This is a genomic window from Caballeronia sp. INML2 (assembly GCF_023631365.1).
Taxonomy (GTDB): Bacteria; Pseudomonadota; Gammaproteobacteria; order Burkholderiales; family Burkholderiaceae; genus Caballeronia; species Caballeronia turbans.
In genome coordinates this window covers 58487-83530 of the sequence record NZ_JALQDH010000061.1, presented here as the reverse complement: position 1 = coordinate 83530, position 25044 = coordinate 58487, and the positions used below count along the sequence as shown (strand labels likewise).

Sequence of the window (25044 nt, the reverse complement as noted above, 5' to 3'; positions counted from 1 at the left end):
GTGTCGCGCGGGCGATTCATATCGTCCAATACGAATAAAATACAAACCCATACCTGGTTGATATGGACTGGGGACAGCGAGAATAGGGAAAACACGCAATGAATCTCAAGCACATCGAGGCGTTTCGCGCCGTCATGGTGTCGGGATCGATGACCGCCGCGGCCAAGGCGCTCTTCACGTCGCAGCCCAACGTGAGCCGTCTCATCTCGCAACTCGAGCGCGAAACGGGCTTGCAGTTATTTCAGCGCAGCGGCGTGCGGCTGATTCCGACGAGCGAGGGCACCGCTTTTTTCCGCGAGGTCGAACGTGCATTCGTCGGCTTGCAGGGACTGGCCAATGCGGCCGCGCAGATCCGCAATCTCGGCAGCGGGCGTCTGCGCATCGCGGCGATGCCTTCGGCGGGCATCACGCTCGTGCCGCACGCCATCAAGCGTTTCGTCGAGCTGTATCCGGAAGTCACGGTGTCGCTGCACGTCAACACGTCGGGCACGGTCAACCACTGGACGGCTTCGCAGTTCTGCGATCTGGGTGTCGCCGTGTACGTGAGCGAGGCGTCGGATTGCGAAGTGGAACAGTTGTCGAGCGTCGCCGCGGTGTGCGTGATGCCGGCGGCGCATCGGCTCGCGGCGAAGCGCGTGATCAGGCCGGAGGATCTGGAAGGCGAGTCGTTCATCTCGCTGTGTCACGGCGACGGCACGCGCGCATTGATGGACGAAGTGTTTCAGCGCGCGGGCGTGAAGCGTGTGCTCGCCATCGAGGCGCAGTACACGGCGATGTGCTGCGAGATGGTGCGGCACGGCATGGGCGTGACGCTCGCGCATCCGATCGTCGCGCGCGACTACAGGGGACCGGATACCGCCATCCGTCCGTTTCTGCCGGCGACGCGCTTTCCCACCTATCTGCTGTTTCCTCCGCACAGGCCGCGTGAGCGGCTGGCGTCGGCATTCGTCGAGGTGTTGCGCGGACTGCATGAAGAGTTGCTGGCTGATGTCGTCGCGCCGGCGAAGCGCACGCGCGTGAAGGGGGCATCCGGTCAACGTCCGGCGTAGCATCGTACGAGCCTGCGTGCGCCAACCATCGAGCAGCTTTCGAGCGGCGCCACGCATACCTCGTGATAGCTCGGCCAGATCATCGGAGATCGCGCGCATACCCGATGAGATCTACGCCGCTTCGAAAAGCTGGACGGAAAAGGCTTGTCCGAAGCTGATTCGATACAACGTCCTTCGAAAGGGCGGTCACTTCGCAGCGTGGGAGCAGCCGCAAGCCTTCACGCAGGAACTCCGAGCGAGCTTTAGCCGCTATCGCTGATATTGCAAGGACCACGCAAGAGCGATACGACATGGCGCGAGCTTCGCAAATTTTCGGACCATCCTAAAGTTTCGTCGACTTCGGTCGTAGTTGTTCCTTACCGATCGCACGTCTGCAAGGCACCGCCGATCTCATCTTCTACTGCCGACGACACATCATGGAAATGTCCGCTGTCAGACTCCGAGTGACTGCCTCATCTCTTGAGCGTCAGCGTGGTGCGATGGCGATCACCATGCCTTTCGCATTGATTGCAGCGCTCGCCTTCGGTGCTTTCGCGGTCGATCTGGGGCATGTCTTTCTGGCAAGGACCGAACTGCAAACAGCGGCCGACGCTTCCGCGCTGACGGGCGCTGGCACGCTGCTGGCCGGCGGTTCGACCCCGAACTGGAGTTCCGCCAGCGCATCGGCTGCGACTGCGGTGAGCCTGAATTCGTCAGATGGTGTCACTCTAAAGAATGCATCGGTGCAGACCGGGTTCTGGAATCTTGCAAACGCGTCATCCGGCCTCAAGGCGACGAACATCACACCGGGCGCCTACGACGCCCCCGCCGTGCAGGTTATCGTGTCCCGAGCCGCGGGACTCAACGGCGGCGCTATTGGTTTCTGGTTTGCCAAGCTATTCGGCGTCGGCAGTGGACCGGCGAGCGCGACGGCGCTAGCCATCGTGGCGGCACCCGGCTATGTCGCCCCCGGCGGGCTTTTTCCAGTCGCGATCGGCAAGTGCATTTACAGCCAGTACTGGAACGTCCAGTCGGGTACGCCCGCAATCGATCCCGCTACGGGCAAGCCCTTCACAATCCAGATCGGCAATGGCGCGACCTACCGCGGCTGCGAAGCCGGTCAGTGGACTTCGTTCCAGACCGATAACAACGATGTCACGACGGTGCGGGGACTGATCAGCGGCGGCAATCCGACCGGGCTGAGCATCGGGGATGCGATCTGGATCGAGCCGGGCGTAAAGACTTCCATCTACGCCAACGTGCCATCCAACATTGATGTACTGGTGCCGGTGGTCGAACAGGCCACGACGTCGAGTCAGCCCGTCATCGCCTTCGCAGCTTTCCACATTGACAATGCGACGGGCGGAAGCGGCAAGTACATCGAGGGCCACTTCATCGCCGGCTACAAGATCACGGCGTCTGCCGGTCAGGTCGGACCTTACTATGGCGCATACGTCCCGCCCCGGCTGGCGCGCTGACAACCCACAATGGGCGGCGCCCGAGTTCCATTCTTGGGGCGTCCCACGTCCCGGTCCAGCTAAACCGGCATCGTTGGCCCTGAAGCGCGCCACGCAAGAAAACAGCCCGATCGGCGCGAGCCGAGCGAGCTGTTCTTTGTCATGCGGGCTTTTTTTGCGAGCTAGTCGCAGATCGGTCATCGCTCAACAGTTGCCTTTCTTGCCTTGACCGGGCGGGCAAAAGCCATTGCCGACACCGCCTTGCGGCTTGACTGCAACAGGTGCGGGGTCGGGAACGTACACGGCGCATGCGCTTGTGACGCCGGCGGCGATCAACAGCGCAGCGAGGGCTGCGACTCTCTTCATCATGTTCTCCTGGTTGAAGGGGGCCTGGCGGTTCATCGCCGCCACGTTGGATGCGTTAGAAGTTGAAATTCACGTTGGCCTGACCGGTTGTCGCGGTGACACCCGTCGATTGCGTGGCGCCCGATGCGGCGTCTGCCTCGAGCGTGTATTGGCCGGCTGCGGCCGGTGCGGCGGCGAAGCTCAGAGGCAGCGCAGCAGAGTAGGTGCTGACGATGGGCGCAGCGGCCGGCAACGATAGCGCGTAGACGCCCGTGTCGAGATTCGCGTTGATGGAGCCGATCTCGAACGCGGCCGCATTGACCGGCTGCAACGCACGGACGAGGGCATCGGCGGTCGGCGTCACCTTCCCGCTTACCGTACTCATCGACGACGAAGGCAGCGCGATGGGTGCGTCAGAGGTGGACACAGCCGTGCTCGTGTTGACGACGACCGGCACGGACCGTATGACACCGGTGGCGACGTTGTTCTGGACGATGACTACATCGTAGTTGCCTTGTGTGGAGCTTTGAATGAGCGGCGACAGCACGAATTTGCCGGTGCTGTCGGCGAGGGTGCCCTTGACGACCTTCCCGCCCTGCTCGGCATAGACGGTGGCGCCTGCCTGCGCGCGCGCGACATAACCCGCGATTTGCCCGCTCACGGTCGTCGGCGTTGCTGTCACGACCGGCTTGAGGGCGTAGGAGCCGTTGCCGCGCGTGACGACCGACTTGCACGCGTTGAAGTCGAGCACGAGGTCGACCAGCGTGTTTGGTTGAACAGTGAAGGGCTGGATGATCTTGTAGCCGCTCTGCGTCGCGCTCGGGGTATCGAGCGGCTGCTCGGTGCCGCCGGAGGGCACCACGGAATTGGCAATCGTGTTGCCTGCGTTCGAGGCGAGCACCAGGCGAACCTGCTGGTATTCGCCGGCGGGCAGCGCGCTTTGGCCGAGATCGGCGAGCACGCCGTTGGTCAATGACAGCAGATCGATCTTCTGCGGCGCGGGCAAGGCGACTGTAGTCCAACCCGCGTCGTTGTCGCCCGCCTGTGCGCTCGCATTGACGCGCACCTTTGAAACGGTCACGTAGACGTGATCGAAACCGCAAGACGGCGCGTCCGTTATCGCGACGTGCAGCGTGCCGGACGGCGTGCTAGAAGCGCCATCACTCCCGCCTCCGCCGCAAGCCGCGAGCGCCAAAGGCAGCAGCGCTGCAAGAACCAGCGCTTTCCAAATTTTTCTAGTCATCTTCGCACCCTTTGTTTTTTTATTCGAGGTGGGCGGAAGCTTAGCTTTGAAATCGTCCGAAGATTGTAACCGTGAGCTTTAAAACTGTAACTTCTAAAACAACATGTACTGCGGTCATTTCAGCTGGCTGGATCGCAATCCTTAAGCATTTCATAATTTTCTACGCGATACATTCACGCTCCCAGAACGTTGTGTCGAGCGCGCCAAAGTTATCAAAAAAAATATGCGAAGAAATGAGGACCGTTCCAGTCACTTGCAAATCCGGAGAGGTGGACGGCGGTCTGCCACACAAGCGGGCAGTGTCGCGCTGGAATTCGCCATCCTGCTTCCGTTTTTGCTCATGGTGCTAGTTGGCATCGTCGATGTCGGCTTGATGATTTACGACAAGGCAGCGCTTGCCGCCGCAGCGCGCGCGGCAGCCAGAGCCGGGACGATGGTGGCGGTGCCTGCGCTCTCTGCGACCCAGATTTCCGCGGTCGCTAGCGCCAATTGCAATGAGCTTCTCAGTTTCGGGAACGCAGGCAATTCACCAAGCGTTACCGTGAACAATGCAAGCGGGACCAGTCCGGGAAATACACTCACGGTTCGAATTTCTTATACCTATCGGGGCTTGATGCTGGGATCAGTGTTCAGCGCGTTGACAGGTCCGGTCGTGCTCAATGCGACAGCGGTGATGACTTACGAATGAGAGCGATGTTCCTGCGCCTGGCGAACAAGACGACTCGATAAAGGCGATGAGTGATTCAAACCGGTTGATTCTCTCGACGCCATGAGCGACGCACGCCCATGCAGCCATCTGGCGCGTGCGTCGTAAGCGTCAGAACTAAGACTTGTTCAAATGAGCAATGACCGCACCCTCCGTCACGTCCGGCGCGGCCGCTCCAATGCTTCCCGCATTCTTCGCGATCCACTCCTTCGCTTTTTGCACGCTCTCATCAATACCCGCCTTGTCCCGACACACAGTCACGGAAAATCCGCCCTCGCCGGTGCGCACGAGCGTGTATGTGACCAAGCCTTTGACACCACCCATCCATTCTTCGACCTCAGCGTTATGCTTCTCGAGCAAATCAAACAATTCTGTCGCGCCCTTTCCGGAATATCGTCTTAGAACAGTTTGCATGATTGGTTCCTCCAATTCAGCAAGATAAGGCGCCCGAGAACATACAACGATGCATTCCGTCTCATCATTGCTCAGTAGCGGCTACGAACACGGCAAGACCGGCCGTCGCCACAACAACCAAGTGTAGTAATCAAGCTGCCTATGTAAAGCAGTTGCTAACCGCTGATTCGCTTTTCGATACCTTGAGTAAGGTAAGCTGATACTCCCAATTTTCGGAGCGGGGCGTGCAGTGAACCCCTGAGGCTGCCTTTCTTCAGTCGAAGCGCTTGCGAATGAATCGGCATGGATTGCCACCATAGACGCCCTCAGGCGCGAGCGAACGATGCACGACGGACAGCGGCGTGACCACGGTGGAACGGCCGATCGTCACGCCCATCTGCACGACGCAGTTCGCCGTGATCCACACGCCGTCTTCGATGACGATCGGCGCGACGCGCAGGTTCATCGTCGTGCTCATCTCATGTGAGCCGGTCGTCAGGAAAGTCCTTTGCGAGATGCAGACATTCGAGCCGATCCGAATGGGCGCCTGGTTATAGATCCACGCATCGGCGCCGAACCAGGAGTGATCGCCGACCACGAGATTCCAGGGCGCTTTGACATGCACAGCGTGCAGGAACCGGCAACCCACGCCGATCTTCGCGCCAAAGAGCCGCAACAACGCCACGCGCAGAGCCGAGAACGGCACGAGCTTGTTACTGATGATGGTGGCTTCGGCGATGAACCATAGCGTCTCGATCAACGTCGAACGGACCTTTACATAGTTGCCCTGGTCGGCGCGACTCAGATCGATGACGCCGCCAGGTTCGCGATCGCGCTCGATGTCGTGCGGAGGAGTTTCAGGCGGCGACACATGCTCGTCGCGAAAGAGTTCCGAGGCCATTTAGAGTTCCCGTTGGGTTCAGGAATTGCGGTTGCGAGAAGTCTGCGTGGAGGGCGCCCAGCACATGCGCCGTGCCTGGAATGCTTCCAGTGCGCCTCTGAGTGTCGAGAGCCGCTGCTCGTCCGTGAGTGATTCGATACGCCGCTTGCCTCGCTCGACGAGCGTATTCCTCAGTTCGACATCCGTGATGAGTCTTCGAAGCGCGTCGGCCATCGTGTCCGGTCTCAGCAGGTCGACGAGAAGGCCCGCGTCGCCGACCTGGTCGCGCAGGTTCACGAGATCGGAATACAGAACCGGGACACCGAGCTGAAACGCCTCGTAGGGCGGCAGGTTCGTCGGACCGAAATAAGTGGGCATGACGAGGGCGATCGACTGGCGATAGAGGCAGGGCACTTCGCCGTCGGGCACGAAGCCGGCAAAGCGGACCCTGTCGGTCAGCCCGAGGTCCGAGGCGACGGAACGAACGTAAGCCAGATTGCCGAAGTCGCGTCCCGAGAAGATGGCACCGGCCTTGATCCCGAAGCGGTCTTCCAGACGGCGGAGTCCGCGCAAGATGTACACGTGGTTCTTGTGCGGCCAGAACTGCGCGGGATAGTAGATGTAGTCGCAGGCCAGGTCATATTTGAGTTTGACGTCGATGAAGCGCTCGGGCCGGGACAACTCTTCCTCCGATAGCATCGTGCCGACGGCGGGACAGAAGGGAATCACATGCACGCGTTCCTCATCGATGCCATAGCGCCGGACCACGTTATCGCGCCCCGCCTGCGAATCGACGACGATGCCTGTCGCCTTCTTTAACGCATGTTGATAGATCTGTTCACGACGCTCGAACTCGCCGTTGGCACGCACCTCGGGAAAGTCCGGGTCGTCCCGGTGCGAAAGGTCCCAGACAGTGAAGAGATAGCTGAACTGCGTGGTCACGAGCGCAAGATAGGACGGGCACGTGAAATAGACGAGATCGGCGCCCATATCCCGCAGCGACCGGTCCAGCCAGCTGGAGTGGAGGTTTCCCATGAGCGGGCGGGACACACTGAGCTGCCGCCACAGCACCTCAAAGCGGGCGAGCGCGCGTTGCCATTTTCGAACCGGAAGGTAATGTGCGTCGAGGCCGCTCCTCTGCAATTCCTCGATTGCCGATTGCCGCGTCGTGACGAAGGTTACGTCGCAGAGCTCAGGCGGCAGACGCCTGAACAGCAGCGCGGCGTTTATTGCCTGCTGAAATCCTCCGCCCGTCGAATTGTCCTGCTCGAGAAGCACCACGATCCGGATCGGCCGAACCCGAAAGCGGTCAACCACGCGATCCACGTCGTTCGCTTGCCCGTGCTCGCCGGCGCCGTGGTGGGCGGGGCCCGGCTCTGCAAGACTACTGTCGTATTCGGGATTTGAAGCGACTCTGTTGAACAGCATATTCTCAGCCCCCGGAAAAGGATGCACAGGTAGACGCTGACAGCGATTTCACGTTTGTCCAACGGTAGCCCGTGTGATATGGACCAGCTCGTTCTGACGGAACTCGGCAAGACGTTGGCTGAACGATGAGCGTGGCGGCTCGATCGGATCATGCATTGCGCGCGCGGACAGCCGGCCAAAAGCTTGATGATTTCCGCCAAGTGAACGGGCGGCGTCAGACGAGCCACTACGATTGCGATTCGAGCGCGGGTCGTGACGCCCCGTGGCAACCGCCATGAAGCTGTCTTGCGCGTTCACGCGGCTCGCGCACGCGTCATGGTTCATCGGAGGATTTTCATTGAAAACGCTCCACATCATTCCGACGATCGAGGCCCGGTCTGGCGGGCCGGCCGAGGCCATCAAGAGAATCGCGGCCGAAATCCGGCGTTGCGGGCACGCCGTGGATGTCGTCTGCCTCGACTCTTCGGCGCATCCGGATAAGTCCGATGACGCGGCGTTCGACAGTGTCATCCGTCTGGGACACCATGCAGGCAAGTATTCATTCAGCTTTCGTCTGGTGCGGTGGCTGATGCAGCACGGCAGGCAATATGATGCGATCGTCGTGGACGGCATCTGGCAGTTTCACAGCGCGGCGGCGATGATCGCACTGCGCTCGCAGGGCGTTCCTTATTACGTGATACCGCACGGCATGCTCGATCCGTGGTTTAACGTCGGTCGTCCGCTGAAGTACACAAAGAAGCTTCTCTATTGGATGTTGGTGGAACGTCACGTTCTCAGCAATGCGCAAGGCGTTCTGTTCACCGCCGATAGCGAGCGCAAACTCGCGCGCAAATCTTTTCCGCTATACCGGGCAAAGGAATTCACGGTGACGTACGGAACCGCGCCGGCGCCTTCGATAGCAAATTCGGACCCGGGGAAATGGCGCACCCGCGCGGATTGGGGAGGCAGGAAAGTCATTCTTTTCCTCGGGCGCATCCATGAAAAGAAGGGCTGCGATCTGCTGATCCGCTCGTTTCACGATCTGAAGGACGCGAGGGACGATTATCAACTCGTCATTGCGGGGCCGGACAATAACGGCCTTGCTCCCAAGCTGCGTCGCGAAGCGGAGCAGCTCGGGCTTGGTGGGCGAATCAGCTGGCTCGATCTCGTCACGGGTAACGACAAGTGGTCCTTGTTGCGAGCAGCCGACGTCCTGGTCTTGCCCTCGCATCAGGAGAATTTCGGCATCGTGGTGGCCGAAGCGCTCGCGTGTGGCGTCCCGGTGCTTCTGACCGACAAGGTCGGCATCTGGCAGGAGGTCGTCGCCGACGGCGCGGGATTCGCGGACGAAGACACACAGCGAGGCATAACCCGGCTCTTTCTGAAATGGACGAACTTGCCAGAAGAGGCGAAGGCGACGATGAGGGCGGCGGCGAAGCAGTGTTTCGATAGCCGCTTTCATATCTCCCACGTTGCGCAAAGCTATATCGCATTGCTATACGGACCGCGACGCGAATCGGTCAACACCTTGCCAGATTCCGTCACCGGCTGACCGGCGAAGGGCGCTCGCCGCTATGCTCGGACTACACGGCGTATCGGGCCTGCGCCTTTGTCGCGTCTCAAGGCGATTCATCGGAAATCATGCTTACATGCCGCTGCGCATGCAGCGGTCCATGTCGAACAATCCCGCCGGGGCACATCATGACGCTACTCGTAGCCGAACAGGACACCGTGGTCGATAAGGAGCTGGAAACCATCGTTCACGACGGCGTCACACTGGCTCTGATCGTCCGGGACTCGTTCTCAAAAGAAGGCATCAACTTCTTTACGCCGCATGAGTACTCGCAGCAACTCGCGCACATGACGCATCCGGCCGGAAAGAAGATTCCCGCTCACGTACACAACGTCGTGGTGCGCGAGGTCAAGTTGACGCAAGAGGTTCTGTTCATCAAGAAAGGCCGCGTGCGTGTCGATTTTTACGGCTCGAATCTGCACTATGTGACGAGCCGCACGCTCGGGCCCGGCGACGTCATCTTGCTGTCCTCGGGCGGGCATGGCTTCGAGATACTCGAAGACGCGGCGTTCATCGAAGTGAAGCAGGGACCCTACGTGGGCGATCAGGACAAGGTGCGATTCGAACCGCGCGTTTAGGCCACAGCGTTTCCGGCGATCAGCTAAAGGATGAAACGCCCCATGCCGCCTTCAGAGCGTTCTTTTGCGCGCGCCCCCGCCTTCTTCCTGAGGCACTGCTTTCGTTACCTGCCATTCGGCGTCGGCAGCTCCGAGGCGCGCGACCGGGAGCGCTATGTCCGCGCAGCACGGTCGGTCGCCTGCAATTCGGTGAGTGCGGCGTTGGGCTTCGCGGTCGTCCTGCTCTCGGTCTCGTTCACGCTGCCATATCTGGGACAAGAGCGCTTCGGCATCTGGATGACGATATCGAGCCTCGCGGTGATGTTATCGGTGCTGGATCTCGGCGTGGCGAACGGACTCGTGAATCTCGTTGCGGATGCGGAATCGTCCGCCGACCGCGACGCGCTGCAGACCATCGTTACGCGGGGCATCATGCTGCTCGCCGTGATCGGCGTCGCCGCGGCGGGGGTACTCGTCGGGCTCGTCTTGCTGCTGGATTTTCAGCGCCTGCTCAAGGTCGAGTCGACGATCGTCGCGAAAGAGACCGTGCTGGCGACGCTCACGTTCATCGGGCTGTTCTGCCTGAACATTCCGCTCGGTGGCGTTAGAAAGGTCTTCGTGGGCTTGCAGCGCGCATGGGAACCGCATACGGCCGCGGCAATCGGATACCTGTGTTCGTTGCCGCTTCTCTATCTCTGTGCGCGCGTGCGCGCACCCATGCCCTATCTCGTCCTGTCCACCTATGGCGTTCAGGTCGCGAGCGCGATGATTCTGCTCGTGCGCCTGCGCCGGGAGGGGATCTTCAGATTCCATCGCGGCATCTGGGCCGGCACCGGTTGGCTCGACTATTCCGTGCTGACGAAGACGGCGGGCATATTTCTCATCGTTCAACTCGGCTTCATATGTGGCAGCGCGTGTGACCCGTTGATCGTCTCGAACATTCTCGGCGCCAAGGAAGTCGCGCGACTGGCCGTCGCACAACGGCTGTTTCAGGTGGTCACCGTTGCAATGTCGATGTTGTCGGGACCATTGTGGGGCTTGTACGCTGATGCCCGATCGCGAGGTGAAAGGACCTTCATCAGGAACACGCTGAAGCTGTCCATGTGCGTGACGACAGGTACCGCCCTGCTGATGAGCGCGCTGATCCTGATAGCGTCGCCGTGGCTCCTGAAGATATGGACGGGCAATCAGCTCGACGTGCCGTTCGAGTTGCGTTGCGCCGCGGCGGTGCTCGCCGTGGTCGACGCGATGGCCAGCGCCTTCGCCATCTTTCTGAACGGCGTGAAGGAATTGCGTCCGCAGTTGCTCGCCGTGCTGGTCTTTTGCACTGTTTCCATTCCGCTCAAGGTTTATCTGCTCACGAAGTTCGGCACGGTGGACTGGGTGATCTGGTCGACCATCATTGCCAGCGTCGCGGTGGACTACTCCGTGTATATCGGCATCTGCAGAAAGCAGATTTTTGCCCATGCTTCGCTGAAGCCGCTGTCGTAGCGCTTCCCACAGGCCTCGAGACGTCATGGTCCAGCTCCGGAGCAAGTGGCAGGCCGCCGGCGAGGCGCTCAAGACGAGACGACGGGCGCTCAAGAAGATCATCGTCGCCTGCTGCGGCGTCTCGGGCGTGGCCGGCGAGGCGCGTCGTGCGCAGGCCGCGAAAAGCGAGCCCACGCAGATTCAGGGTGCAGCCGCTTCGATGCAGCTTGCGGAAAGCCTTGCACCCGACGACAGGATGGTCGTCATCAGGGGGGCGCTGCTTCAGGCGCGCATCGCAGATGTGTCCGGCTTCATCCTGAACGAAGGTCCGATCCAGGGCTACGCGATGTTGCGTCAGTACACCGGAACGCTCACGCGCCTGCTCGTGTCGCAGCATCCGGCAGGCCGTCGCGCGTCGGACATCGCGTGTTATCGGCTCGATCCGGACGATGCGTCGAGTGCGGACAATGGCGGCACGATTATCGTGTCGAAGTCCGGAAAGCGCTGGAAACGCGTGTTCGAGGGCGACATCTACGCGCGCTGGTTCGGTGCGCAAGGTGACGGCATCGCAGATGACGCCGACGCCATCAACCGCGCCGTCGCTTTCGCGGGCGCATGTTATGCGTCGACAGGACGCGCGCAGCGTGTGGTGCTCGATAACGGCACGTTCCGCATCGCAGCCGCATCGGGGACGCTCGCCATTCCTTGTCACGACGACGGCCGCACGAGAAGCGCAAAGGACAAGCGGCTTGCGCCCGAGCCGGCATTGCGCCAGGCTTACTGCGTGGGCGCGTGGCCCGGAGTCAAGGTATGCGGCATCAACGCCGTGGTGAAGGGAGGGTATCGCTACGGCATGGCGGACGCGCGTCAGCCGATCACCTTCGGCCTACTCGATGGACACGACACCGCGTTCGAAGCGGGCCTGGAGAACCTGACTTTCATCGATTGCTTCATGGCTTTCGGTGCGCTTTCCGCGACACTCGCCTGCTGCATCTTCGACAAGCTTCGCTTTCTCGGCTGCGGCATCGGCATCTATGCAGCGGTGCTGGAGCAATGCATGTTCAGCAATATCGAGGCCCAGGGCACGGGCGTGCCGGTTCTCGTCGGAGGGCAATGGGCGGACCGCAACGACGACTATAACGAGCGAGGCGGCTTTGCGGACAAGTGCACCTTCATCAACGTGCGCAACATCTACAGCCGGGCCTATGGCGATGACGAGCGGCGTATCGACACCTGGTTCGACGCCGCGTTCTTCAAGACGCGAAACAACGAGTCGAGACTGAGTGCGCAACTCAACGCCGCGTCGCAGGCGAAGGCTTATCCCTACAGGGGCATCTGCGGTTTCTGCATCAGGGTCATGTCGCGTTATGCGCGCCCGTCGAACGCCAACGTCTTCATGCAGATATCGCACGCGATGTCGCCGCGACCCGCCGTGCTCGTCGATGCATGTCAGTCCGCCGTCTTCAACGGCGTTTATCTGGAGCGCGTCGGCTATCGCGACAGTCCGGCTCGCACGGGACCCGTCGGCGCCGGCTGGAACGACCCGTATCTGGGCGACGGTGTACTCGTTCCGGCATTTGTCGGGACACTCGACGGCGCTTCCTCCGTCTTCGGCGTCAACGTCCAGCAAGCCTACGGCGCATCGGCCGTGGCGTCGGACGGTCCGGTCGCGCCCGTGCAGTCGTGGGATTGCACGCTCACGAATGCGCAGGATCACTTTGCCCTGGGCGCCGCAACGTTCGCCGACGATGTGACGATACAGCGTGGAGCGTTCCGCGCCGTGGAGGAGGTCAGGCATGAGATCGGCGGGCTCGGCCTCTTCAGCATGGATTTCGACGGCGCGAGCTTCGACACCGGTCTGACGCTTCCACGCGACGACAAGGCCCATGCCGTGATCGTGCTCGTGTCGCGTAACGCGGACCGGTCACATCAGGCTTTGTCGGGTCTGTATCTGCTCCATCTGCCACGACGCGGCGCTGGCGAGCCCGCCCGAACGCTGGTATCGGGAAGCGACCTGGTCCGCTTCTCGGTGACCCAGAAAGGAACGCTTGGACTCGTCGCCTCGACCGCGGGCGCGCATCGCGCGCTCATGCTCGGCAATCGCCCTTTCGAATAGCCGCATCGGTGCGCAGGCGAGCGGCGCGCGTGGCGCGAGCAAGGGCTCAGGTAATGACGCGGTCCGACACGTCGCGCTTTTTCTGCAGCTCGATGACGACGCGGCTCTCGAATGCAGCGAGAATCTTCTCCCGCGAGAGATGGGTCGTGGCATAGCTGCGTCCGAGCGAGCCGAGTCGCTCGCGCAGCGCGGGATCGTTCGCCAGATGGACGATCGCTTCCGCCAGGGCGGTCGCATTGCCCGGTTCGGTCACGACGCCGACCGACCGAACGATGTTCCATAGCTCCGTATGTTCCGCGGCGGTCGCGATGACCGGGCGTGCGCTCGACAGCATGCCGCCGAGCTTGGATGGCATCACGATGTCGGCGGCGTCCGCGCGCTGCGGAAGAGCGTGGATGTCCGCAAGCCCCATCAATTCATTGAAGCGCTTGTTCGGCTGCATGTCGATCAGTTTGATGTTCGGAAGCTCCGCCGCCTTGGCGCTCAGATAGTCCTTTGCAGGACCATTGCCGCAAATGACAAACACGATGTCGCGACGATGCACCAGCCTGTGCGCGGCTTCAGGAAGCAGTTCGAGTCCTTGCTTGGCGCCGAGATTTCCGGAATACAGCACGACGATGACATTTTCGCCAATACCCAGCCGGGCGCGAAAAGCGCTGGCTCTGCCGAGCGGGCGGATGCGCCCGGTGTCGACCCAGTTCGGTACGAGAGACAGCTTTTCGTTAGGCACGCCTTTGGCGGCTGCGATTTGCGTCATCGCAGCCGAAGGGGCCGACACTCCGTCCATGCGTGCGAGAAGCGATCGCTCGAACTTGAGGCAAAGCTTCTTCACGGCATTACCCTTGAGCATGCCGAGCTTGAATGCAGCGTCGACTTCATAGTCCTGAATCTGCAGCCAGCACAGTGCGCCGCTCAAGCGCGCAGTGAGCAGTGCAAACGGGCTCGCGAACAAAGGCGGCTCGACCACCCACACGAGATCGGGACGCCAGCGTACGCGGGCGATGGCTGGCAGCGCGGCAGCGAGGGAGAAACTCATCAGGTGAATGAGACGCTTCACGCCATTCGGCCGGCGCGGACACCAGAACGGCACGCGCGTTACCGACACGTCGTTGATCGATTCGGTGGAGAACTTGCGCGCGCTATAACCTTCCTGCACGCGCCAGCCAGGATAATAGGGCGATGCCGTGATCACGCGCACTATATGCCCCTTTCTTGCGAACCACTCGGCCAGCTCGGACGAATACTTCCCGATACCGGAAACCTCGGGAGCATAGTTCAGTGAAATCATGAGGATCTTCATTCGATAGCCTGTATTGGAATTGAATGAAATTTCTTGCTCGCATGCGCGCGTAGAAGAAATCGGCATCAAGCTATCCGGCGAATGGTACAAGCCACTTGTTCACTCCAGCCGACAAAGGCTTGCCGAGACACGCCACCGCTTCGACACCGGGTTCCATTCTTACCGACATGACTCAGGCGACCGACAACATCTTGGCGATTTCCGTCGCGATGTCCTGCATGACAGAGGCGTATGTAAAGTTCTCAACGGCGACGGACACGGGAGACCCGGGGGCTTTCTCGAACCAGGCGTGCTGCGCTGCTTTGTTTGTCCATTGATAAGAACAAGGGTAACAGTCAGAACGGACGCACACCGGATGCGTCGCTCCTATGAAATCGCGCCTCCCGGGCGAGCACCGCTGTCGGGGGCAATGGACCTTATCGGCAAACACATGACCTCGATGAAGCAAGGCATGCACGACGATTCGATGCACGGGGATGGCGTGTCGATATCCGACTACGTTCGGGTCATCATCGATGGCCGTCGTCTCGTATGCGTGGTCGCGCTCGGCACGCTCGCGCTCGGTGCGCTATATGGAGCGGTCATCCAGCCCGTGTACCGTGCCGACGCGCTGGTTCAGATCGGCGCGCAGACTTCGAGTTCTCCCGAAGCCGAAGCATTGGGGCGGCTCGCATCGATCTTCGATTCGAAAGTCAAGGCGGGCGCCGACACCGAAATGGAGTTGATCCGCTCGCGGCTCGTCGTAGGTGAGGCGGTGCGGCAATTGCATCTGGAAGTAACCGCGCAGCCGCGCTACTTTCCGCTCATCGGTCATTGGATAGCCAGGCTGAACAGGGGGATGGGCGACTCAAAACCGCTCTTCGGCTTGCGGCGCTTCGCATGGGGCGACGAGAACATTGACGTAAAGGTGTTCGACGTGCCGCGCAAGGCCCTCGGTCGCGCATTCACGATCAAGGCGGGAGAGGGCGGTTCATTCGAACTGCTATCGCCCGATGGCATCGTCCTCGGACGAGGAGCGGTCGGTCAGGAACTGACCGTGCCCTACGACAATGGCGAGGCGCGCGTCCTCGTCAACACGCTCGAGGCGCCTCCCGGCTGCGAATTCACGCTGACGGCACAATCGAGCCAGGCGACCACTCTGGCGCTCCAGAGCAAGCTGGCCATCGCGGAGCGCAAGACACAGTCGGGCATGATCGGCGTGGCGCTCGAAGGCTCCGATCCGACGCGCGTTGCCAATGTCGTGAATGCGATCGCGCAAGAGTATCTGGCTCAGGATTTCGCGAGGAGATCATCCGAAGCCGAACATTCGCTGCTCTTTCTCGAGGAGCAGTTGCCGAAGCTGCGCGAGGAGTTGCAGCAGGCGGAGGACCAGTACAACGCGTTTCGCAACAGCAAGGGCACCGTCGATCTCGGCATCGAAAGCCGCCTGCTATTGCAACAAGTTATCGAACTCGACACCAGCATGCGCGCGCTGATGCAGCAGCGCGACGATATCGCCGGGCATTATCAGCCGGGTTATCCGTCGCTCACGGCGATCAATGCCAAGATCAGCCGCTTGCAACAGGATCGCGACGCCCTGAGCCGGCGCGTGGCTTCATTGCCGGATACCGAGCAGACGGCGCTGCGCCTTATGCGCAACGTTCGCGTGGACACCGACCTCTATACGAATCTCCTCAACAGCGCGCAGCAGTTACGCGTCATCAAGGCGGGCAACGTCGGCAATGTGCGCATCGTCGATCGCGCCATGCCGCCCGAGAAAGCGATCAAGCCCAATTGGCGTGTCCTGCTGGCGCTGTCCGCGGTGCTCGGCGTCGTGCTCGGCATCGTCGCCGCATTCTTGCGAAGGGCGCTCTTCGGTGGCGTGGAGCGCAGCGTCGAGATCGAGCGCGCCCTCGGCATTCCGGTCTGCGCGGTCGTGCCGCACAGCGTCCGGCAAGTCAGGTTGCAGGAGGACATGCGCCGCAAGCTCCCTGGCGTGCATGTGCTGGCGGCGCGCTCGCCTGGCGACGTGGCGGTCGAAGGCGTGCGAAGTCTGCGCACCGTGCTGCAATCGATCAGCGGAGCGCACAGAAACAACGTGATCATGATCACGAGTTCGACGCCTGGCGCGGGCAAGTCGTTCCTCTCGGCCAATCTCGCGGCCGTTCAGGCGGCCGGCGGCAAGCGGGTGCTGCTGATCGATGCGGATATGCGCATGGGCAACATGCATGCATCTTTCGGACCGAGCGACGGACCCGGACTGCGCGAGCTCCTCAACGGCGCGCCATTCGACGACGTGGTGAGGCGCGACGTCATCGAAGGCGTCGATCTGATTCCGCGTGGCGCCGACTCGGCCAATCCGGCGGACATTCTCATGAGCGGGCGCCTCAACGAACTGCTCGACGCGGCGTCCCGGCGTTACGACTCCGTCGTCATCGACACGCCGCCAGTGCTCGCCGTCACCGACGCCTCGCTCATCGGACGGCAGGCAGGGACCACGCTGCTCGTGGTGCGGCACGGGCGGCAGTCCGTCGCCGAAGTGCACGAGGCGCTGAGCCGACTGCAAAACAGCGACGTGAGCGTGAGCGGCATCCTGTTCACCGATGTTCCCGCCGAAAGATCCCGCTATGGCTCCGGCTACGTCACGACCTACGGGTATGGCAAGGACCGCGGCGAGAGCAACATCAAGCCTGCCTGATGCATTTCGAAAGTCGCGTACGCAAACGAGGAGAAGAAGCGATGTCGAAGAAGGTCGCGCTGGTCACCGGGATCACCGGTCAGGATGGTTCCTATCTCGCTCAATTCCTGCTCGACAAAGGATACGAGGTGCATGGCGTGAAGCGCCGTTCCTCGCTCTTCAATACCGACCGGATCGATCATCTCTATGAGGATGATCATGTCGCAAAGCGGCGTTTTCACTTGCATCACGGCGACCTGACGGACTCGACCAGCATTCTGCGCATCATCCAGCGCGTGCAGCCCGACGAAATCTACAATCTGGCGGCGCAAAGCCACGTAGCGGTGTCCTTCGAAGAACCCGAGTACACGGCCAACGCAGACGGCCTCGGCGCTCTGCGAATTCTCGAAGCAATACGCATATTGGGCCTGCAAAAGAGCGCGCGCTTCTACCAGGCCTCCACATCCGAGTTGTATGGACTGGTCAGGGAAGTGCCTCAGCGCGAGTCCACGCCGTTCTATCCGCGCAGTCCTTATGCCGTCGCGAAGCTATACGCATACTGGATCACGGTGAACTATCGCGAGGCGTACGACATATATGCATGCAACGGGATTCTGTTCAATCACGAATCGCCGGTTCGCGGAGAGACATTCGTAACGCGCAAGATCACGCGAGCCATCGGCCGCATTGCGATCGGGTCACAGGACTGCCTGTACCTCGGCAATCTCGGGGCGATGCGCGACTGGGGACACGCGCGCGATTACGTCCAGATGCAGTGGCTCATGTTGCAGCAGCCGGAGCCGGAAGATTTCGTCATTGCGTCGGGCGTGCAATACAGCGTGAGGGAGTTCGTGCAGCAGGCGGCGGCCGAGCTCGGCATGAAGATTCGCTTCGAGGGTAGCGGCGTCGACGAGGTCGGCATCGTGGACAGCATCACGAGCAAGGAATGCCGGGTCGCCCCGGGGACGGTGATCGTGCGAGTGGACGCGCGCTATTTCAGGCCAACCGAGGTCGAGACCTTGCTCGGCGATCCGTCGAAGGCTCACGCGAAACTCGGATGGGCGCCGACGGTGACATTCGCCGCGCTCGTCAAGGAGATGGTGCTGTCCGATTATCAGATCGCGAAGCGGGATGCGCTGATCACGCTGGCCGGATACCGCGCGCTGGAGCATCACGAATGAGGACGAGCCTGCGTTGAGCCGAACGGCAAGCACCGGAGCGTATGCCATGTGGACCCGTTGGGTATTCGCACTCGTCGTCTACACGCTTTTCGCCGCAGCGCTGGCGCAATACGCGGACCAGGCGTTCAGTGCGCTTGGAACCCGCTCCATCGACGTATGGAACATGAGCACGGCCGGAATGAACGAGGCCGGCGCGGTCCGGTATGTGAAGGACGTGCTCACGGTCGTCATCGGTGTCGGCTGGCCCATCGCGCTGGGAAGGGGCCGCTTTCCATACGACATGAGCAAGTTAGTTCTTCTGTACTTTGTCTGGCTTTTCTGCGTGATATCGATCGGACTCGTGCCGTTCATCCTGGGCTGGACCCCGCTGTTCTTTCTTGCAGCAGGAATGCGTTGGGTGCTGCTGCTTCATGCGTCGTTCGGGCTGTTCCTGTTCGGGCGATGGCTGCCCGACGGTGTACGGGGGCAGACGGCCTTCGTGATCGCGTTGCTCGCGCTCGCCGCGCTCGACTTCTACGTCGTGCTGCGGCAATGGATGGATCTTGGGCAGGGGCGGGTGGTTTCATTTGCGGGCGATCGCTACACGGGTCTTCTCAGCAACGCAACGCTGGCAGGCATGTATGCGATTTCCCTCGCGTGCATGACGCTGATTCTCGACCGGGCGCGGCTTCTCTTTCGGCTCCTGCTGATCGGCTTGGCGGTGGGGATTGCAGTGTCGTCCGGTACGCGTTTCGCGATGCTGTGCGTCGCGCCGGTGACCGGCCTCGTGTTCTGGGAAGTGCTGGCGGGCAGGCTCGATCGACGTGCCCGGATGCTGCTCGTGATGAGCGCGTTGCCTATCGCTGCGTCTCTGGTGACGGGCGGCTACGCACACATGGTCGACGCGGTCGGCCGTGGCGACGTTCTGGACAACCAGATCGCCGAAGGAGGGCGGCTGTACAACCTCGTGCAGATCGCAGATCAGCTGTCGCAAGCGAATGTGCCGGAGCTGCTGATCGGACGTGGGCTCGGCGTGGGCACGAACACCGCGTACTCGATGGTGCAGCAAGCAGGCGCCGAACCCGAGCAGTATCGTTTCAACCTGCTCATCGACAATGCCTTTGTCACGATGCAGTTTCAGCTTGGGACGATCGGAACATTGCTCTTCGTCACGGGCGCCGCGGCTTTCCTGTGGCGGCTGCGTCCGCGCCATTCAGGGTATCTGCGGGCGCGTCATCTGGTGTTCGTGGGCATCACATTAGGCGCTTGCATGGATATCAATCTGCTGGAGCAATATCCGCTCGTGACGACGCTGTTCGTCTGTTTCGGGGACACGTACTGGCGCGCGGTTCATAAGACGGGCGTGCGCCTTCAGGCAGCGCCCGGTCGCGCGCGACCCAAAGTCGGCGTCGACGAAGCGCCTTTCCTGAACATGTGATCTGGGAGTCGACATGTTAGTGTTCATCGCACCGTACAGCGCCGCCAATCGCGAGAGGAACCGCGATCTGGGTGCTGCGCGCAAAGTCGAATTCTTCCTGACGCTGGCAGTCCATCTGGCGCGCGATGTCGTGTTGATCAACTCCGCGCACGAAGAGCAGGAATGGTTGCCGAGAGAAGTGCGCGACGCGCGCATTGGCGACAGGCCCATTCGTGAGATTGCACTGCGCCGGTATCCGGTGCGAACCATCGGCAAGATGCTCAACTTGTTCGAAGTGGCCGCGGTGAGCCGCGAGATTTCGATGCTGGGCAAACCCGATACCGTATGGATTTACAACCCCTACGCGTTCGAATCGATGCTGGCGCGCGAGCTGACCAAACGCTTCGGCGCGCGTCTCGTTCTTCAGTTCGAAGACTGGCTGTTCTCGCGGCGGCGCTGGCATCCCAAGCCGATGCTCGACTTCATTGCATGGCGCTTTCTTTTGCCGGCTCCGACTGTATGCCTTGCCGTCAACGAGTCGTTGTCCGCGCGCGAGCACCGACGCAGCGGCTGCCCCGTCGTGTTGTGTCCAGGCGTGGTGTCCGACGAACTGGTCGAGGTATGCAGACGGCGCCGGCCATTCTCACGCGAAGGCGCGCCAACCGTGATCGGCTACTTTGGCGGCCTGAGCGCGGAAAAAGGTGCGGACATCGTTCTCGATCTGATACGCCTTTCGCGCGGACGCTTCACCTTTCATGTGTGCGGGGCGGGCCCGCTGGCATCAGCGTTCGCGAACCTCGGTGCCGAAGGGCACGCGGTGCACTTTCACGGCCGGGTGGACGACGAGACGCTGCTCACGTTGATCTCCGAGTGCGATGTGCTGGTCAATCCGCACGCTTCAATCGAGAAGATGGGCAACGGTGTTTTTCCCTTCAAGGTCATCGAGTATGTCGCGTCCGGAAGACTCGTCATATCTACGGAACTTCCGGCCATCAGCATGAAGGAGATTCACGAAGCAATATGCTTCGCGGCGCCGGAAGCGGCTGCCATTGCCGATGCGCTGGCGGGCGCGGAGCAGATGTATCTGCGCAAGCGCACGGAGATAGAGAGGGCAATAGAGGCGGCAGCGGCGCTGCTCTCGCAAGGGGCGCTGAGGCGCACACTGTCGCCGATCCTGTCGGCATGAGAACCGCAATAGGGGGAACGCGGCAGGCCGAAGAACGTCTGCCGCGAATCACGCGTTGACGTAACCGGTGCGCTGTTCCCGCTTTGCGAAGTCGGCATACGTGGCCGCGATGCCGTCTCCGAGCGCGATCGTGGGCTTCCATCCCAGTTCGGCCAGCTTCGACACATCGAGCAATTTTCTCGGCGTACCGTCGGGTTTCGATCCGTCGAAATCCAGCGTTCCGGTAAAGCCTATGATGTCGCAGACGAGACGGGCGAGGTCCGCGATCGTGATGTCACGTCCGGTGCCGATATTGAACACGCCGTCGGTCCGACCGCTTTCTAGCAACGCGAGCACCGCCGACGCGAGGTCGTCCACATGCAGGAATTCGCGTCGTGGCGAACCTGATCCCCAGACGCCGACCGATTTCAGTCCGTTCAGCTTTGCCTCGTGCGTCTTGCGAATGAGCGCGGCCAGAACGTGCCCGTTCTGAAGATCATAGTTGTCGTTCGGACCGTAAAGATTGGTGGGCATCACGGACAGGTAGCGCATGCCGTGCTGCCGGTTATAGGCTTCGCACAGTTTGAGCCCGGCGATCTTCGCGATCGCATAGGCTTCGTTGGTCTGCTCGAAGGCGCTCGTGAGCAGGTACTCTTCCTTGATCGGCTGAGGGCAATATTTCGGGTAGATGCATGAGGAGCCGAAGAAGACCAGTTCGGGCGTGCCGCTCGTAAACGCTGCGTGAATCACATTGGTTTCGATGACGAGGTTCTCATAGAGAAACGACGCCGGCTGGGTCGAGTTGGCGTGTATGCCGCCAACCTTCGCGGCAGCGAGGAGCACGACGTCGATGTGCTCCTGTGCGAAAAAGTCCCTCACTGCACGCTGATCCAGCAGGTCGAGCTCCGGTCGGGATCGCGTGACCAGGTGGTGATAGCCGTGACTGGCAAGACACCGGACGAGGGCTGAGCCGACCATGCCATTGTGTCCGGCGACATAGATGCGAGAGCCTTTGTTCATGTTGGTGCTCGATCGTCCATTGGGATGCGTTGTCGGACCGTCATTTCCCGAGAGACACGGGATGCGGGAGGCACGATGTGCGGTTCCCAGATTAGCGATCGCCATCGACATTTTTCAGGTGGTGGCGGACGGTGCCAAGGTATTGGCGCGGTCCGCGCTTTCGCACCGGCATTGTCATGGTCTCGAGAGCATGCGTGGCGCGACGTCTTACGCGGCACCTGATCCGGCCAACGTCATGGCATATTCGGCCAGCCCGGCAGACGAGCCTCGGGTGACTTCTATGCTGCGTGAACGCGTGCAGCCCGCTCGCGTGAGCATCCTGTTCGCCGAGCGGACCGGCTCGGACCAGTCAATGGGCGTCGGGCCTGAAACCAGGAGAAGCACACGATGATTCCGGTAAACGAACCCCTGCTCGACGGAAACGAGAGGATCTACCTGAACGAATGCATTGAGAGCGGCTGGATTTCATCGGATGGTGCATTCGTCGAGCGCTTCGAGCACGCGATGGCGGCATACGTGGGTCGCAAGCATGCGATCGCCGTGGCCAACGGCAGCGCGGCCCTCGACGTCGCCGCAGCGGCGCTGAAACTCGGTCCGGAAGATGAAGTCATCATCCCCACGCATACGATCATCTCCTGCGCATCGGCGATCGTTCGCACCGGCGCGCGTCTGCGATTCGTGGACTCGAGCGCGGATACGTGGAACATGGACGTCACGAAAATCGAGGATGCCATCACGAGCCGTACCCGCGCGATCATGGCGGTGCATATCTTCGGTCTGCCCGTGGACATGACGCCCGTGCTTGAGCTCGCGAAGAAACATGGCCTGGCCGTGATCGAAGATGCCGCGCAGGCCATCGGGCAGACTTATAACGGAAAGGCGTGCGGCAGCTTCGGCGAGATATCGTGCTTCAGCTTTTATGCAAACAAGCACATCACGACCGGCGAAGGAGGCATGATCCTTTGCGACGACGACGCGCTCGCCGCGCGCGCAAGAAGTCTGCGAAACCTGTGCTTCAAGCCGGAAAGGCGCTTTGTTCATGAAGAACTGGGTTGGAACTATCGCATGAGCAGCCTCCAGGCGGCGGTAGGTCTCGCGCAGTTCGAGAAGCTCGATGCGCATGTCACCAGAAAGCGGGAGCTGGGGCGGCGTTACGACGCGCTGCTGCGCGGTGTGCGGGGACTGGAACTGGCGCCGGTGACATGCGCCTTTGCAGAGAATATCTATTGGGTCTTTGGCGTCATGCTGGATGACGCGTTGCCGATCGATGCCGACGAAGCGCGCGCCATATTGGCCGACGCGGGCGTCAGCGCGCGGCCGTTCTTCTGGCCTATGCACGAGCAGCCCGTGTTTCGCAAGCAAGGTCTGTTCGAGGGAGAACGTTATCCCGTTGCCGAGCGTATGGGTCGCCGCGGTTTCTATCTGCCGAGCGGGCTTGCGCTGACCGAGACGCAGCAGGATCAGGCCGTCGCTGCGGTCCGAAACATGATGAACACGTTCCTATAGGACATCGCCTGCTTCATATGGTCGTTATCCCTCACGTCAGCGCCTTGCCGGTCGACAAGTTCGTGCGCAGGACCGGACTGACCAATGGCGAGCGCTTCTAAAAAGTATTCAGGAGGCAGTTTTCGATGTCGCCGACGGAATACCGGTCCGAAGAAAGAACGGCAATACGCCTTAGTGGCGGCGATTAACGCAGGAGCGGGACGTAGGCTGGATGCCGCGGCTGAAAATTAACCCCGCGCCTCGGATTCGCGGCGCGGTCGTCGGTTGTCAACTTCTTTCGCTCTATCCTGGACCGGCACATTCAGACCGACGCTGCGGCGGGAGAATCACTTAACCAGGGCTTTGATGGCCAGTTTCTTCGCCATCTGAAATGACTTGGGGAACGTCGTTTCGATCCCCAGCACGACCCGGCTGGACAGCCGCTCCATGTCCTTCGGACAATGGAACGCCATACCGTTGAACTCGCGCAGATTCAGTGGCTTGATCTTCGACTGGAACTGCAGGAAGCGGTGAGAAACCGGGATGAAATGCGACGTCAAAGAACTGCGAGAGAATTGCGGGCGCGTCGTGCGCAGGCTGCCGTGGATCGTCTTCGAATTCCAGAAAAGCACGTCACCTTTTTGCAGGAATGGCGCGCGGAATTCGAGTTGTTGTTCAGAAAGAATCTTCTTGACCAGTTCCTTGTATTGTCCGTGATTGAATGCCACGTCGAAGTTCTTTCCGTTCTTCACCATGTCGATGCGGTGACTGCCCGGCACGACGAAGAAACGTCCGGCACCCGCGTCGATATCTTCAAGGGCGTACCAGCACGCTACCATCGTGCCGATCCTCTCGCTGTCGAGATAATACGTGTCCTGATGTGGCCACGTCTCCGCGTTCCCTTCGAAGTACATGCTCTGCACGAGCTTGCCGTCTTCCGAGAGTATTTCCCGCGTGATGCGCTTGATAGGTGTACTCGCAAACGCCTTCACCGTCAGCTTCTTGAGTGGCGCGAATCTCACCTCACTAAGAGACTGAAGGTTGAGTAGCGAATTCATTACGAAGCCATACTCATTGATTCTGTTCTTTTCCGGGTTCGCGGTCGCCTGCCTGTATATGTACCCAGGATAGCTCTTGACGGTAGTCTCGAACGCATTCCGGATAGAGTCGCACAGAACCGGGTCCACCACGCCGCGCACGACGACATAGCCATTTTCATCGTAGTATTGCCTTGCTCCGGCGAGTTCGATCAGATCGAACGTGGTCGAGTTTTGGGCCGCATTTTCTGGAATTTCAATTTCAGTTCCAATCGGACTAAGTATTTTGTACATAATGGGCCTCAAGGTACTCACTAGACCGGTGCGCGAGAACGCACTTTAGCGGACTGTTCAAGCACTGCTTTTGATGCAGGACATCTTTGGCCATTCGACGATTGCAGCGATGACCATAGTCTCTCGTGAATCCTTCTCAATCTATGTCGAACCAATAACCTTGCGTCACTCCTGACCGATTCCGCCAAGTGATTGGCCGGTGAGCGCTGCGCACTTTCAACCCGCGCCAACGGTGGAGGCGCGGGTATCAGCCGGCCAAGAGCCTGTCGTCTTCCGCCTTCGTGATTTCTACGCCGCCTGCTGACACTAACATCCATCTCGATTCGGTCGACGGC

Annotated in this window: 20 protein-coding genes and 1 pseudogene; 13 read left to right on the top strand and 8 right to left on the bottom strand. The window is 60.8% G+C overall.

Annotation, left to right across the window (positions count from 1 at the left end):
- The first annotated feature begins 98 nt into the window (after positions 1 to 98).
- The 3 genes and pseudogenes from NCT32_RS22160 to NCT32_RS22150 all read left to right on the top strand — a co-directional run bounded on the left by NCT32_RS22160 (position 99) and on the right by NCT32_RS22150 (position 2506).
- Positions 99 to 1049 (top strand): LysR substrate-binding domain-containing protein, encoded by a 951-nt coding sequence (locus NCT32_RS22160; protein ID WP_061118975.1) that lies wholly within the window; start codon positions 99 to 101, stop codon positions 1047 to 1049.
- 88 nt (positions 1050 to 1137) lie between these two features.
- Positions 1138 to 1308: pseudogene (locus tag NCT32_RS22155) on the top strand (epoxide hydrolase); the annotation flags it as partial.
- 157 nt (positions 1309 to 1465) lie between these two features.
- Positions 1466 to 2506 (top strand): pilus assembly protein TadG-related protein, encoded by a 1041-nt coding sequence (locus NCT32_RS22150; protein WP_250490531.1) that lies wholly within the window; start codon positions 1466 to 1468, stop codon positions 2504 to 2506.
- 183 nt (positions 2507 to 2689) lie between these two features.
- Here NCT32_RS22150 and NCT32_RS22145 read toward each other — a convergent pair whose 3' ends face one another.
- Complete coding sequence (locus NCT32_RS22145) at positions 2690 to 2887, bottom strand: hypothetical protein (RefSeq protein WP_061118976.1); 198 nt, start codon at positions 2885 to 2887, stop codon at positions 2690 to 2692.
- Between the two features lie 19 nt (positions 2888 to 2906).
- Positions 2907 to 4073 (bottom strand): DUF4382 domain-containing protein, encoded by a 1167-nt coding sequence (locus tag NCT32_RS22140; protein WP_061118977.1) that lies wholly within the window; start codon positions 4071 to 4073, stop codon positions 2907 to 2909.
- Between the two features lie 223 nt (positions 4074 to 4296).
- Here NCT32_RS22140 and NCT32_RS22135 point away from each other — a divergent pair, with 223 nt between their 5' ends.
- On the top strand, positions 4297 to 4761 hold the full coding sequence (locus tag NCT32_RS22135) for a TadE/TadG family type IV pilus assembly protein (protein WP_086961190.1): 465 nt from the start codon (positions 4297 to 4299) through the stop codon (positions 4759 to 4761).
- A 135-nt stretch (positions 4762 to 4896) separates the two neighbouring features.
- On the opposite strand, the gene NCT32_RS22130 is transcribed toward NCT32_RS22135, so the two are convergent.
- The 3 genes from NCT32_RS22130 to NCT32_RS22120 all read right to left on the bottom strand — a co-directional run bounded on the left by NCT32_RS22130 (position 4897) and on the right by NCT32_RS22120 (position 7507).
- A complete protein-coding gene (locus tag NCT32_RS22130; protein ID WP_061119079.1) occupies positions 4897 to 5193 on the bottom strand; it encodes a hypothetical protein in 297 nt (98 codons plus the stop codon).
- Between the two features lie 253 nt (positions 5194 to 5446).
- Positions 5447 to 6073, bottom strand: coding sequence for a putative colanic acid biosynthesis acetyltransferase (locus tag NCT32_RS22125; protein ID WP_143756354.1), 627 nt, complete (start codon positions 6071 to 6073; stop codon positions 5447 to 5449).
- Positions 6074 to 6091: 18 nt separating this feature from the next.
- The gene (locus NCT32_RS22120; protein ID WP_250490529.1) at positions 6092 to 7507 is read right to left on the bottom strand and encodes a glycosyltransferase family 1 protein; all 1416 of its coding nucleotides are present in this window, start codon (positions 7505 to 7507) and stop codon (positions 6092 to 6094) included.
- Between the two features lie 310 nt (positions 7508 to 7817).
- Between NCT32_RS22120 and NCT32_RS22115 the strand changes: the two genes are divergently transcribed.
- The 4 genes from NCT32_RS22115 to NCT32_RS22100 all read left to right on the top strand — a co-directional run bounded on the left by NCT32_RS22115 (position 7818) and on the right by NCT32_RS22100 (position 13175).
- Positions 7818 to 9011 (top strand): glycosyltransferase, encoded by a 1194-nt coding sequence (locus tag NCT32_RS22115; RefSeq protein ID WP_061119082.1) that lies wholly within the window; start codon positions 7818 to 7820, stop codon positions 9009 to 9011.
- 149 nt (positions 9012 to 9160) lie between these two features.
- A complete protein-coding gene (locus tag NCT32_RS22110; RefSeq protein ID WP_061118978.1) occupies positions 9161 to 9610 on the top strand; it encodes a hypothetical protein in 450 nt (149 codons plus the stop codon).
- 42 nt (positions 9611 to 9652) lie between these two features.
- On the top strand, positions 9653 to 11080 hold the full coding sequence (locus NCT32_RS22105; RefSeq protein WP_250477583.1) for a lipopolysaccharide biosynthesis protein: 1428 nt from the start codon (positions 9653 to 9655) through the stop codon (positions 11078 to 11080).
- A gap of 25 nt (positions 11081 to 11105) precedes the next feature.
- Complete coding sequence (locus NCT32_RS22100) at positions 11106 to 13175, top strand: hypothetical protein (RefSeq protein ID WP_061118980.1); 2070 nt, start codon at positions 11106 to 11108, stop codon at positions 13173 to 13175.
- A gap of 46 nt (positions 13176 to 13221) precedes the next feature.
- On the opposite strand, the gene NCT32_RS22095 is transcribed toward NCT32_RS22100, so the two are convergent.
- Positions 13222 to 14463 carry a glycosyltransferase WbuB gene (locus NCT32_RS22095; protein WP_250477582.1) on the bottom strand — a complete coding sequence of 414 codons (1242 nt, stop codon included), beginning with the start codon at positions 14461 to 14463 and terminating at the stop codon, positions 13222 to 13224.
- A 442-nt stretch (positions 14464 to 14905) separates the two neighbouring features.
- Here NCT32_RS22095 and NCT32_RS22090 point away from each other — a divergent pair, with 442 nt between their 5' ends.
- From NCT32_RS22090 to NCT32_RS22075, 4 genes are read left to right on the top strand one after another with little or no spacing between them, the layout of a single operon-like run.
- Entirely contained in the window at positions 14906 to 17152 is a 2247-nt protein-coding gene (locus NCT32_RS22090; protein WP_061119083.1) for a polysaccharide biosynthesis tyrosine autokinase, read from the top strand.
- A 41-nt stretch (positions 17153 to 17193) separates the two neighbouring features.
- On the top strand, positions 17194 to 18312 hold the full coding sequence (gene gmd / locus NCT32_RS22085) for a GDP-mannose 4,6-dehydratase (RefSeq protein ID WP_250490528.1): 1119 nt from the start codon (positions 17194 to 17196) through the stop codon (positions 18310 to 18312).
- 46 nt (positions 18313 to 18358) lie between these two features.
- Complete coding sequence (locus tag NCT32_RS22080; RefSeq protein WP_061118983.1) at positions 18359 to 19729, top strand: hypothetical protein; 1371 nt, start codon at positions 18359 to 18361, stop codon at positions 19727 to 19729.
- A 13-nt stretch (positions 19730 to 19742) separates the two neighbouring features.
- Positions 19743 to 20894, top strand: coding sequence for a glycosyltransferase (locus tag NCT32_RS22075; protein WP_061118984.1), 1152 nt, complete (start codon positions 19743 to 19745; stop codon positions 20892 to 20894).
- A 48-nt stretch (positions 20895 to 20942) separates the two neighbouring features.
- Here NCT32_RS22075 and NCT32_RS22070 read toward each other — a convergent pair whose 3' ends face one another.
- A complete protein-coding gene (locus tag NCT32_RS22070; RefSeq protein ID WP_061118985.1) occupies positions 20943 to 21893 on the bottom strand; it encodes a GDP-L-fucose synthase in 951 nt (316 codons plus the stop codon).
- Positions 21894 to 22280: 387 nt separating this feature from the next.
- On the opposite strand from NCT32_RS22070, the gene NCT32_RS22065 reads away from it, so the two are divergent.
- The gene (locus NCT32_RS22065; RefSeq protein WP_061118987.1) at positions 22281 to 23399 is read left to right on the top strand and encodes a DegT/DnrJ/EryC1/StrS aminotransferase family protein; all 1119 of its coding nucleotides are present in this window, start codon (positions 22281 to 22283) and stop codon (positions 23397 to 23399) included.
- 326 nt (positions 23400 to 23725) lie between these two features.
- On the opposite strand, the gene NCT32_RS22060 is transcribed toward NCT32_RS22065, so the two are convergent.
- Positions 23726 to 24709, bottom strand: coding sequence for a phytanoyl-CoA dioxygenase family protein (locus NCT32_RS22060; RefSeq protein ID WP_061118988.1), 984 nt, complete (start codon positions 24707 to 24709; stop codon positions 23726 to 23728).
- Between the last annotated feature and the right edge of the window lie 335 nt (positions 24710 to 25044).